Source organism: Bradyrhizobium sp. Ai1a-2 (assembly GCF_000426245.1).
Taxonomy (GTDB): Bacteria; Pseudomonadota; Alphaproteobacteria; order Rhizobiales; family Xanthobacteraceae; genus Bradyrhizobium.
On sequence record NZ_AUEZ01000086.1, the window covers coordinates 1 to 12,089 of the forward strand.

A 12,089-nucleotide genomic window follows, 5' to 3' on the forward strand; every position below is an offset into this window, starting at 1 on the left:
AAGTCGGCGCGCTCGATGCACGCCTTGGCGATGCGCCGGGAGGAGTAGATGCCGCTCGCATAGCCGTTGAGCAGCAGCGCCACCATCAGGCGCGGATCGAACGGCGGCTGGCCGAGTGCACTCGTGTAGCTGCTGATAATCTCGGTGAGGTCGAGGCTCTCCCGCACCAGTTCCACGATGAACCGTGACAAGTGGTCCCTCGGTACGAAATCCTGCACGCTGGGCGGCAGAAGCTGCGGCTGATCAATCTTCCAGAGGCGAAAATACTTGCTCATCGCCGCCAATAAAATCAGACTCCCACCCAATTGAACAGGGACTACTCGGACAGGCTCCTAGAGCATGATCTGCAAAAGTGGGGACCGGTTTTCCGAAAAGACCATGCTCAGACAAAAAGCTAGAGCGCGATGACGATTCGAAGAAAAGTCATCGCGCTCTGGTGCCTCATTCACCGACAACTGTCGTTCCTGTGAACGAAACGTCATCACAACGTGCAGTGCCATCGGGTCGGCTGGTGTGCTCTCTTTTGGCCGCGCTATTCTCGTTGATCTAGCCCCACGCGTGATCGGCGGACGAGCGTCGCCCCGGCGCTAAGCCCAAGTAGCGCCGGGGCGTATGACGTCCGCCCATTCGCAATTGGAGATTTGCCAAGCGGTAAGGCCGCGGATTGCTGATCCGCCATTCGCAAGTTCTAGCCGTGCCTCTTCGGCCAATTTGAAGTCGTAACAGACGGCTGGTGCGATCCTGCGAAATTGTCTGCTTCCGATTCGTCAGGCGGATGGCAGGTGTTCCTGCAGATGGCGAGCGAGGCCGGCGATGAACAGGCGCCCGGCAAGAGTTAGCGATCGGCGGGAAGGATAAAGGGCATAGATTGTAATAGATGGAGGAGACCAGTCCGGCAGCGGAAGAACCAGACGGCCCTCTAGAAGATCAGTCTCACACATGATGAGCGGTAAGCGCGCCAAACCGAGGCCGTTCAGGGCCGCTTGTTTGATGACATTCAAATTGTTGGCGCTAAATCGCAAGTTGACATTTAGCTCGGCCGTCTTGTCAACACGATCAGTGAGCTTCCATCGAGAGAGAAATCCGTCGGCAGCCCAGCCAATCCCGAACTGATTCTCCAAGTCGAGCGGCATCGCGATCTTTCCGAGCGATCGCGTCAGCTCGGCGGAAGCGACAAGCCCATAAGGCAAAGAAACGAGCTTTTGACGAACCAACTCGGAGTCCGCCATTGTGTCGCCACGGGCCGGATGAATCGCTAAATCGTAGTGACCGATCGAGGGGTCAACTGTGCCGATGGAGCTGTCGAGTGTAATGCGAACGTCGGGGTGCGCGGTGGAGAAGTTTATAGCGAACTCTGCAACTATCCTTTCGGTCAAAACTGCCGGACAAGAGATGCGCAACGCACCGGTGGGACGCTTCGAGCTGTCTTCGGCCAAGGCCTTTATGGCCTCCAGCTCGTCTTTGATTTTCTGACCCCTCTCGAAAATTGAGAGCCCGATTTCCGTCACGGAGAAGTTTCGGGGTCCACGGTAGAAAAGGTAAACTCCGAGCTGGGTCTCAAGATCTCCAATTCGACGACTCAGGCTGGATTTCGCAATCCCGGTCTTGCGGCTAGCAGCAGACAAGCTGCCCGCCTCAATGATCTCGACCAGCAAGGTAAGATCGTCTACAGTTCCCATTCGGTCACCTCGGCTCAGGCATGGCTAAGATCAAATCGCTCCTTGCAATTCCTGGCAGGAAGCCTGCTGGATGCGTCCAGGTTGCCATTTAGCGCTGACAATTACGTCGCGTGCAAGTTCGCAGCTGCTCATCGATCTGCTTCCCCGTCGCCTTGCGTGACCATTGAGCTTGTCCCGGCGCCCACTTCACCGCCTCAGCGCCATGTTTTTCATGGATCGTCCCATTTTCGGAACTGAACGTTCCATCCTTTGTGCCTCGACCACCTCTGCCAAGGCAAGTTGAATTGTTGTGCGAGCAGCACAGCTGTTGCGCGGATGAAGTCAAAGGGAAGGTAGAGCTTGAATGGGACAACAAAGGAAGTCCGAGCCGCTGGTTGAGCTCAATCAGGGGACTCTTCGTGGTCGACGAGCCAATCAGGTGTCGACCTACTTTGCCATCCCCTATGCAGCTGCGCCAGTTGGCGCCCTTCGGTTTGCCCCGCCGTCGCCCCCGCCGAAACGAGAAGGCATAATCGATTGTGTGTCGCCGGGAGCCGTCGCGCCGCAATCCCCCTCGCGCTTGCGTGCCGTGATGGGAGACTTTGATGCCCGCCAGGACGAAGATTGCCTGACCCTGACGGTGTGGTCTCCAGAGGGAGGACGTGCGCGAAAGCCCGTGCTCGTCTGGCTCCACGGCGGCGCATACATGAGTGGCGGTGGAGCGCTCGACTGGTATTCCGGGGAAGTTCTTTCCAGAGAAGGCGACGTTGTCGTCGTTGGAGTCAACTACAGGCTGGGCGCGCTGGGCTTTCTGTATCATCCTAACGTGGCCAATGGAAACATGGCGATCCTTGACCAAAAGGCGGCCCTAGAATGGGTGCGAGATAACATCGATCGTTTCGGCGGAGATCCCCAGTCGGTCACGCTTTGCGGGCAATCGGCTGGTTCGTCTTCCATCGCGCATCTTCTGACGATGAGCGGAACGAATGACCTATTCCATCGCTGCATCATGCAAAGCGGACCCCTTGGTCTTGATTTGCTCTCCGCGGAGGAAGCGACTGTAAACGCGGAAGTACTATGTCAAGAGCTTGGGATTGATCCGCGAGAGCCGAGGGAGCAGCTCCGGGCTGTTGCCGCCGACAAAATCGTATCTGCGCAGTTGGGCGTCACGATCAAGCGTGCGCAGATGCTTGGACTGAAGCCGGGAGATCAATACCTCGCATTCAGGCCGGTGGCGGACGGAACGACGCTGCCAAGCGAAGGTGCTAAAGCATTTAGTAGAGCGGCCAGGCAGAAAGACGTCCTAACCGGCTGGACGCGGGAGGAGTTTGCCAGCTTCTTGGCGTTCGATCCGCAGGTGCAGGCTCTCGAGCGAGCGCCCGTACCGGAGGCCGACTTGAAGCGACTAGCATCCAGACGCCCAGGCGCCAGCGCTGCGGATTTGTTGAGCGACTATTTATCGGAATTGGTTTTCGTGGAGCCCACCTTGCGATGGGCGAGTGAGGCCGCTCGTGCCGGCCGGCAGGCATTTGTATACGCGTTCGATTGGAAGTCGCCAAAATCCCGTCTTGGCGCCTGCCATTGTATCGAATTGCCATTCCTGTTCGGGACGTGGGACGCTTTTCGCAACGCGCCCATGATTGAGAACGCGGATCTTCATGAGGCCGCGAAGATCGGTTCGCGGATGAGGACAGCCTGGCTGCAGTTTGTGAACGTAGGCAATCCTAACGCCGCCGAGCTTCCTACCTGGCCGGCATTCACGCCGGAAGCAGCTACATGCATGCGAATAGGCGAACTGTTCGAGACGTTCAGCCGGCCCCCAGCGGCCCAGTAGCGCCCCATCGAATACACGGCGGTCGGCCTGGATCGGCCGACAACCGTCGCGACTCGGTGTCGACATCGCGAGTCAAGCGCACTCGTAAACTCGAGAATGCGTCGTAATGCTTGCGCCGACTGGCGCCCTCGGTGGCAAGCGATGCGATCCGACGATCGTTCATCCTGTACGCCATGTCATGACTTGCGTGCGACAGCGAAAGGCATTCGTTGCGCGCTTTCGCATCATCGGATGAGCGAATCTATCCATGTCGACGGTGCCGGATTCGAAACAGATCGTTCCATCCATGATGTCTCGACAGTACGCAACAAAGTTCTTCAATCTGTCATCCCGAAGACAAATTCGTGAGAAGCGCGGGCCGATACATCATGGGGAAACGAGCGGAGAGCCGAGCCGAGGAGCGAGACGCGCATCGACGCCAGCCTACAAGGCGCGAGATCACCAAGGTGGATCAAGTGAACTCCGGCGCTTTCCAAACGTCCCTGATCAAAACAGGAACGTTGTGCTTCAGCGCGATCCTGTTTGATGGCATCGACACGGCCTCCATTGGGATTACCGGGCCGGCCATCGCACTGAGTCTGGGTGTCCCGGTGGCTTCCATGACCATGCCGTTCGTGATGACGAGCATTGGCGCGGTCGTGGGATATCTCGCGGCCGGCTACCTTGTGAGCAGATGGAACGCCAGGCGCACTTTGGTCGCGAGCGTGTTGGCGTTTGGATCATTAACGATCTTGACCCCTCATGCAGGCTCCATCGCCATGCTGGCGGTCCTACGTTTTGTTACGGCGATTGCTCTTGGTGCAGCGTTGCCCTGTGCCGTCTCGATCGTGGTTTCTGAATCCCCTCGAACATTGCGACAGGTCGCCACGATTCTCGTCGGCACTGGATTGGCGGCGGGCGGCCTTGTCGGCGGTGTCCTCGGCGGCCTTCTCACGAAAAATCACGGTTGGCAGTCATTGTTCTATGTCGGTGGGGTGGCTCCGCTGATTCTGGTGCCGTGCCTAATGCGATGGTTGCCGCCGGCTCGCGAGTCTGACCCCGCCGGCTCGTCTCAGGCATATTTCGAATTGATTCGTTGTCTTCTTTCACCCCCATTCAAACGCGGCACCCTATGCCTCTGGATCTTTTCGTTTCTGATCTTCGCGGATGTCTATGCGCTTATATTCTGGCTTCCGCCCTTGCTGATGGGGTTTGGATATTCGTTCGAGCAGAGCCAGTTCGGGGGAGCGTTCTTCAGTTCGGGCGGATTGATCGCCAACCTCTTGGTGATAGCGCTCGCGAGCAGGTTCACAATCAGTAGGATTGTGCTGCTCGCCTCCTTGCTGGCAACGCTTTGTCTGCTCGGTATTGCGCTCCACGCAGCGATCCCGTCCGTCATTTGGTTCGCCATCGCAGGCGCAGGAGCTGGTTTGATTACCTGTAGCGTCGCTCAGTCGGCGCTCGCGGTGGCGTTGTATCCGGAATCATCGAGGACGAGTGGTGTCGGTTTGTCCGCTGCAGCCGGGCGGATTGGTTCGATTGTGGGGCCGGCTGCGGCCGGGCTTCTATTCTCGCTCCAATGGTCACCTCAGTCGATTGCGCTTGCAGCTATCGTGCCCGCTCTTCTGGCGAGCACGGTGCTGCCTGTTCTCGCCAACTCGGCCAGCTCTCGCGGGATTGGAGATTGAGGTGCAGGCCGACTGACGAGGGGGTGTTTTAACAGGGAGGCAACAATAGTGGGAATTCGCAAAGGGATAGCCGCGTGGGTCGTGATCGTGGGGGCAACGCAGCCTGCTGCCGCATATGAGTTTGGCTCGCCGGGCGTCGATCAGAAACCCGGAATTGTACTGGGAGGCATCAGCGCGGCCGTGCCACCGCCGGGAATCTACATGTTTGAACAGTTCTATACATACCAGGCGACAATCACGGGCCCCGGAAGGCCGCCAGGCGATTCCGTTCCGGTCCGGCTCAACTCGTCGAGCACGGGCATTCTCTTCGTGCCGGGCTGGTCGTTTCTTGGCGCGAACTACGACGCGGTGATCGTGCAGCCGGTCTCGACACTCGGAGTTGGGTCTCCCGTCAATTCCAACTATTTCGGTTTGCACAACACGCTGATCATTCCCGCAGAACTCAGCTGGAAGCTGGGCGACACCGGATTATTCGTCAAATCGGGATTTGGAATCTATGCTCCCAACGGAACGATCTCGGGACCGACGGGGCTCAGCAACGCCGGTCACCCATGGTGGACGTTCGTGCCGAGCTTTTTCGTCTCCTACTTGAAGGATGGCTGGAATCTGACCTCAGCGCTATATTTGGAGATGAATACCCGGAACACTGTTACCGGCTACACGAGCGGCAACATATTCCATGCCGAGTTTGTCGCTACCAAACGGATCGGCAAGTGGACCATTGGTCCGGTCGGCTACTACTGCGGTCAGGTTAGTGACGATCGCTCCAGCGCGTTCTATCACAACGCGATCAATGTGAATCGCTACAACGTTTGGGCCGCCGGTGCCTTGGTAGGCTACGACTTCGGACCCGTTGCGGTGAACATCTGGGCCCTCAACGATCTCCACGCCGACTCCTCGGGCAGCTATCCCATTCAGGGAAAAACCACCGTGACCAAGGGATTTAGCGTGTTTGCCAGCATGAGCTTTCGCCTGTGGGCACCAGACGATGGAAAAGCTCAAGCGGCTCCACGGAAGCTGACCTACAAATAGAGGTGATGCGCCGCTACATCGGATCTAGAGCCTGCAGGCGTCTTCACCAACTGCAGGCCGACTCGCCGCCGGTATTCTGCCCTTTGCCGCTGTAGGGCCGCGAGCGCAGAGGCATCCGCTACCCAGTACTGCCGGCGGCAAAGCTCAAGCGGTTTGAGTTGATCGGTGTTCAGCGTACCGGTCGGCCGGCAATGAGATCGGAGGCCCTTTCAGCGATCGCAATAGTGGTTGCGTTCGTGTTACCTCTGACTATCGTCGGCATGACCGACGCGTCGACCACGCGCAAGCCTTCGACACCTAGAACGTTCAATCCGGAATCGACCACCTTCCCGATGCCGCACGTGCTGGTCGGATGATAGAAGACTTGGACCTGCTGCTGAATGTAGGACCAAATGTCATGATCACTCGCCGAGCGCGGCGCATGCTGGGTTTGACGCTGGACGGCTTTCAGGCTCGATTGTTTGGCGATTTCCAGGCAAGCCCTGACGCCGGCAATCATCGAGGATCTATCCTCCGGCGTCGTCAGCAGATTGCAGAATATCCGGGGTTTGGCATCAGGTCGCGCCGACCGAAGCACGACTTTGCCTCGGCTGGTCGGCTTCACTAGTGTGGGGCCCAGACCAAAGCCATGATCGTAAGGTGTGGTCAATGCCTCCTCGACAAACATCACGGCGCCCATCGTGATCTGAATGTCCGGCGCGACCAAACGTGGTGATGTCGCGATGAATCCGCCACCTTCGGCGACATTGGAGGTTAAAGGACCGCGCCGCTCCTCCTCAAACAGCCGACGGCTCTCCTCGCTTGTCGCTGCAATCAACGTCTCCTGATCGGTCAGGTAGTTCAGCAACACGAATGGATGATCCTGAAGATCGTCACCAACCGGCAGATCGACGATCGGACAGATAGCCAAAGGTTTTAGCTGATCAGCCCGACCTATACCGGAAAGCATCAAGATCTGTGGCGAGCCATAAGCGCCGGCCGAGAGGATGATCTCTCGCTCAGCTCGCAGTATCAGCTCTTCGTCGTGGTGACGAGTAACCACCCGGCGGGCGCGCCGGCCGTCGAACTCTATCCGTTGCACCAGCGCGTTGGTCAGGACTAGCAGATTGGAGCGAGCTAGGGCGGGCCTTAGGTAGCCGCGCGCGGCGCTCCAGCGTTCGCCGTTATGCTGCGTCACCTGATAGCGGCCTATGCCGAACTGGCTAGGTCCGTTGAAGTCGTCATTTCGAGCATGGCCACTTTCCTCCGCGGCCTGGAGAAAACGATCAACCAAAGGATGCATTGAGCGGCTGTCGCTGACACGGAGCGGGCCATCCGCTCCATGAAACCCGCCACGCTTGGATTCATTTGCTTCCGACTTGATGAAGTACGGTAGCAATTCCTTATAGGACCAACCAGTCGCCCCTTCCTTAGCCCAATCATCAAAGTCTTTTGGATTGCCCCGAATATAGACCATCGCATTTGTCGACGATGAGCCCCCTAGCGTCTTTCCACGCGGAAGATAGATCCGTCGCTGTTTCAGCGCAGGCTCGGGTTCGCTGATAAAGTCCCAATCGAACTGCGTCTTGAAGAGAGCCGGGAACAACAGCGGGACGTCGATCTCCATCGCGTTGTCACGGTCTCCGGCTTCGACCAGAGCCACCGTGACATTTGGGTCTTCCGTCAATCGGGCGGCTAGCACGCAGCCCGCAGAGCCGGCACCGATGATGATGTAGTCGAAATCCTTTTTCATGTTTGCATCCTTAGTTATTTGCTACTAGCAACGCTGGAAGGAGAACTGAACCATTTGGAGGATCGCCTGCGACCGACGCTTGTTGAAGTGTGCATGATTTTGATTAGTGGTGCATTTTGGAGAATGCGGGCGCACGGAAATCTATCAGAACGATCGTGCGGCAGATGTGTTCAAGACAATGGCGAGACAAGCTCGAGAGACATTCATGTGCTGGGTGCTGGCTGTATCGTTTGCCGTGGTCCACTAGGGTGCACGCATCGTCACTGTCACCGTCCTGACAAGCGAAACTGACTACGGCGCATTCATCGGTATGTAGAGATCTCGCACGTTACAGTACCGTGTCCGATATCGAGATTAGTGCGTCGGACGCAACCTGAATATGACTTCGCAACACGTTCGCGAAAATCATGCGTCGACACATGACAGGCGTCTTCGTTAGGGTGGTAACATCATTTTGCGGGAGCCGTTGCGTGCCTCCATTGTCCTCGGTAGCGAGCATTCGCTTCCTTCTAGACATTCAAAATCTATCGCAGCGTTCTGGCGCGATGAGATCGTCGACATCTTTTCGAGGCGGAGAGAAATTCTCCGCGGCGTCAATGCAGGTGGAGGGTCAACGTCGTCATTTATCACGGGAGACGTTCCATCTGTAACGCGGATCGTCGGCTTAACATCAAGTAGCAATAGCGCCCGGGCCAAACATCTTAGTGAAGTCGTTCGACGACGGCGTCGAACACATATCCGACGCCCCGCGCGGTTCTGATGAGAGGCTTGGTTGCATCGCCGTGCTGAAGTAAGCGCCGGAGCCGAAGAACCAGAGCATCGATACTCCGATCGCAGACATCTTCGCGTGATTGAATAGCCCTTAACAAGAATTCGCGTGACAGAGGTCTGCGAGGGGAATCAATAAATGCAAGCAACAGGGCGCAGGTCGGTCTGCTGAGCGAGGAGCAGGATCCAGCTGAATCGACTAGAGCGCGGTCTGAAAGCGTTAGCGTCCAGCCATCAAACTTGTATGTGCCTTGCTCTGGCCGTCTATGGAGACGATAGCGCCCCAATTTCTGACGCCTTTCTATGGCGCGCGCTTGTGCCCAGAATTCGTGCGGATCGAGAGGCTTGTTAATGCAGACGTCTGCGCCAAGCTCCAATGCGACTATACGATCGATGGGCATCAGTCGCCGGCTTGTTACCAGAACCGGAATATCAGAGACCGCTCTAAGTCGTCGTAGCCGATCGAAGCGGTCCCCTTTCGCGAACTCGATATCGAGAAGGATTAGACTCCAGTGGCTGTGCTCGACCACTGCCAGCAGTTCCTCGGAAAACCGAACTGCTTCGGCTCGACAGTCGCGAGAAGACAGAAAGCGTAAGAGCTGTTGCTCCAGAGAGGCATCGTTATCAACGAGAAGGATCTCGCTAGGGCTGCTTGCCGTCAGTCGCGGAGAAGCCGCGAACAAGGAGTGTTGTAGGGGTTTTAAACCTCGCTTCCGCATTCTTCTAGTGAAGTTCCGGAACGCGCCCCGGCGCTCTTGTTCGAACGCGCCCTGTCGCAGGATTGCATCCATTTCTGCGCCGTAGCGTGGCTGGCGCGTTGTGGTTGGCGTTGAAGGCGGTTTCGATCATTGGGGCCGGCTCCCGCTAGCTCGCGACTGGTTTGTGCTGTCGTCGGAGGTTGCAACCCATCGTGTGCGTCGGGCACAGGGGAGTTGCATCGACCCGTTCCGTTTAGACGAACTCGGGCCGAGTGCTCTTGTTAGGAAATGCAAGAGTTTGACGCTCAGTGCATTTAGGAAGGGCGCCTAGGACGACTTGAAAGCAGCAGCAATACCGACCGTCACGGCAACTTCCTTAGGTTGCGAAGATCTCGGGGCGAGATGCCGTAGTTCGCTCTGAATGTATGGCTGAAGCCGGAGCTGTCGGAGAAGCCGTTTCTGAGCGCGATCGCGGTGATGCTGAGGTTCGGGTTGCCCAAAAGTTCGCGGTGTGCGCGCTCCAGACGTTCATTCCTGATGAGATGTCCTGGTGTGAGACCAATCTGGTCGAACGCGTTATACAGCGAACGCCTCGACAAGCCGAGATCGCGCGCAAGCCGATCGGGGTCGTAGTCTTGGTCGGAAATGTGTTGCAGGATCAGTAGACGTGCCCGAAGAAGGATTGCTGGAAGAGGTCGCGCAGTCATGGAGGATACGTCTTGAGCACCAAGCGAACGCAGCGCGATGTCAACCATGGATTCAAGAGCAAGCTCATCGGATGGAGAACTTGAACGATGTTGTAGGAGAGCTGCCGTCCCGGCGGCCGCCGCGGCAAGAGGTCCGCTGGTAGTGAGCGGTTTTCCCATCTCCTTATACACCGTGTCTTGCCACGAGCGGTTCGATGCTGGATCGAAGATCAGAACAAGACCTTCGTAGTCGTAGCTCATCTCCAGGTAATAGGTACAGGCCATCGCCGTGATGAGCGCCTCACCAGGGCGCAATATGAATGATCGATGTGCATCCTCGTACCGCAATGTCCCCTTGAATTGCCAAATGAGTTTCAGGCAGCCGCCAAGGCCGGCCTGCGTTGCTCTCGGCCCAGACGCTTCGACCGTCGTCTCTGGAGTCCAGAGATGCGAGATGGCGTACTTTTCAACTTGTCGGGAAAAAAGCGAACGACGAATTTGATCGCTCTTTAGCTCAACGGATACGTTCGGAAAGGCTCTCTTGGCCTGTTCGATCGCGGCTTCTGCCAGGCGACGGAGCGAGTCTGGGCTGGCGCGGATGAGGTTTGTCATTGGTGGGAGCGCGGTCAAGACTGACGGATAACCGCTCGCAACGTTAGATGGATATTCTGGTATATCAAGCTGTGCTCGACTACGATCGTAGCACCAAGTGTCGACTAAGAGCGTAACGGAGTAGGTCGATTACTATCGTAACGACATCGATGTGGCGAAAGGTTCAAGCGACCGGGCATGGCCGCGCGGCGGAGTGCCGAGCTCGCCGGTGCGACTTGGATCAGAAGGTGCGGGCGCCGGGATCGAAACACAAAATGGTGCGCGAACCGACGCCGGCTTGTGAAGCTATCCTCAATTGCACCGTAAGCACCAATGTATACGTTTATGAACATCAGCATCGGCGGGAGGATGATCGAGGGCGTGAGGATCTTCTTGTCGACTATCGCGGCCGTGGCCGCCTATTGCAGGCCGAGTGACGTCTTGCTCGATAGCGAGGTATAGCGCGAGCATTAAGGCACACCCGTCATTCGTGAATCGAGCCATCCATAGAAGGATATCCGTCAGATGACCCAACCACCACAGTTCGATCTTCCACGCTCCTTATCAGTCGACTTGCACGACAACGTTGCGGTGCTTTGCCTGTCGCGGCCGGAAAAGCGAAACGCGCTGGACGCTGAGACAATTCGTGGTATAGATCGCTTCTTCAGCGATTTGCCGTCTGCAATCCACGCTGTGATTATTCGCGGTAACGGAGATCATTTTTGCGCCGGCGCCGATCTAGGCATGATTGCCGAAATCGCCGACTCCTCTACGCTCTTCGGCTCTCAGGAATATCATCGCGCCTTTGATCGGATAGAACATAGTCGTGTGCCGGTTATCGCTGTGCTTCATGGTGCGGTCGTAGGCGGAGGACTAGAGCTGGCAGCCGCAGCGCATATCCGAGTAGCCGAACGCGGAACGTATTATGCGTTGCCAGAAGGTATGCGCGGCATCTTTGTTGGCGGGGCAGGATCAGTAAGGATACCGCGACTAATCGGTGTACCGAGAATGACGGACATGATCTTGACCGGGCGCACATACGGAGCTGAGTTAGGCGAAGCGATCGGCTTGTCGCAGTACGTTGTCGAGCCTGGCGCAGGGCTGACCAAAGGGCTGGAACTCGCAAAGCTTGCAGCCACCAATCTACCGGTGACGAACTTCGCGATCATAAGGGCGCTACCACTCATCGCGCGTGTCGACCCGGAAGCAGGCTCGCTGCTTGAGAGCCTGATGTTCACGGCAACCACAGCGCAGGATGAGACGAGGCAGAGGCTTCGCGCGTTTCTCAACAAGCAGGCACCGAAAGTGTCACATCATACGTAAATGAAGGGTGGGACGCTCAAAGAGTGGCACAATGGCGGCCAATGTTACGGGGAGAACACGCCGAAGTCAGATCTGCGTAAGCCCTAAGACCACGGTGGTC

The 12,089-nt window shown here is 57.2% G+C and carries 8 protein-coding genes; 4 read left to right on the top strand and 4 right to left on the bottom strand.

Going from position 1 to position 12,089, the window contains the following annotated elements; translation table 11 throughout:
• The coding region (locus tag K288_RS47500) for a transposase (RefSeq protein WP_160168997.1) at window positions 1-284 on the bottom strand (284 nt) is incomplete at its 3' end.
• Between the two features lie 483 nt (window positions 285-767).
• Window positions 768-1,679 carry a LysR family transcriptional regulator gene (locus K288_RS47505; RefSeq protein WP_051334915.1) on the bottom strand — a complete coding sequence of 304 codons (912 nt, stop codon included), beginning with the start codon at window positions 1,677-1,679 and terminating at the stop codon, window positions 768-770.
• Between the two features lie 343 nt (window positions 1,680-2,022).
• Here K288_RS47505 and K288_RS47510 point away from each other — a divergent pair, with 343 nt between their 5' ends.
• From K288_RS47510 to K288_RS0135785, 3 genes are all read left to right on the top strand, one after another.
• Window positions 2,023-3,492, top strand: a complete 1,470-nt coding sequence (locus tag K288_RS47510; RefSeq protein WP_064737386.1) for a carboxylesterase family protein — start codon at window positions 2,023-2,025, stop codon at window positions 3,490-3,492.
• A gap of 446 nt (window positions 3,493-3,938) precedes the next feature.
• Complete coding sequence (locus K288_RS47515; RefSeq protein WP_160169036.1) at window positions 3,939-5,159, top strand: MFS transporter; 1,221 nt, start codon at window positions 3,939-3,941, stop codon at window positions 5,157-5,159.
• 48 nt (window positions 5,160-5,207) lie between these two features.
• Window positions 5,208-6,191 carry a transporter gene (locus K288_RS0135785; RefSeq protein WP_152535827.1) on the top strand — a complete coding sequence of 328 codons (984 nt, stop codon included), beginning with the start codon at window positions 5,208-5,210 and terminating at the stop codon, window positions 6,189-6,191.
• A 169-nt stretch (window positions 6,192-6,360) separates the two neighbouring features.
• Here K288_RS0135785 and K288_RS0135790 read toward each other — a convergent pair whose 3' ends face one another.
• Both K288_RS0135790 and K288_RS49880 read right to left on the bottom strand, forming a co-directional pair.
• Entirely contained in the window at window positions 6,361-7,923 is a 1,563-nt protein-coding gene (locus tag K288_RS0135790) for a GMC family oxidoreductase N-terminal domain-containing protein (RefSeq protein ID WP_043161569.1), read from the bottom strand.
• A gap of 1,828 nt (window positions 7,924-9,751) precedes the next feature.
• Window positions 9,752-10,687 (bottom strand): helix-turn-helix domain-containing protein, encoded by a 936-nt coding sequence (locus K288_RS49880; RefSeq protein WP_027583861.1) that lies wholly within the window; start codon window positions 10,685-10,687, stop codon window positions 9,752-9,754.
• Window positions 10,688-11,191: 504 nt separating this feature from the next.
• Between K288_RS49880 and K288_RS0135810 the strand changes: the two genes are divergently transcribed.
• Complete coding sequence (locus tag K288_RS0135810; protein ID WP_027583862.1) at window positions 11,192-11,989, top strand: crotonase/enoyl-CoA hydratase family protein; 798 nt, start codon at window positions 11,192-11,194, stop codon at window positions 11,987-11,989.
• The last annotated feature ends 100 nt before the right edge of the window (window positions 11,990-12,089 follow it).

Excerpts from the sequence above, each read along its gene's own strand:
- K288_RS47505 (WP_051334915.1), bottom strand. The coding sequence starts at position 1,679 with ATGGGAACTGTAGACGATCTTACCTTGCTGGTCGAGATCATTGAGGCG.
- K288_RS47510 (WP_064737386.1), top strand. The coding sequence starts at position 2,023 with ATGGGACAACAAAGGAAGTCCGAGCCGCTGGTTGAGCTCAATCAGGGG.
- K288_RS0135790 (WP_043161569.1), bottom strand. The coding sequence starts at position 7,923 with ATGAAAAAGGATTTCGACTACATCATCATCGGTGCCGGCTCTGCGGGC.
- K288_RS49880 (WP_027583861.1), bottom strand. The coding sequence starts at position 10,687 with ATGACAAACCTCATCCGCGCCAGCCCAGACTCGCTCCGTCGCCTGGCA.
- K288_RS0135810 (WP_027583862.1), top strand. The coding sequence starts at position 11,192 with ATGACCCAACCACCACAGTTCGATCTTCCACGCTCCTTATCAGTCGAC.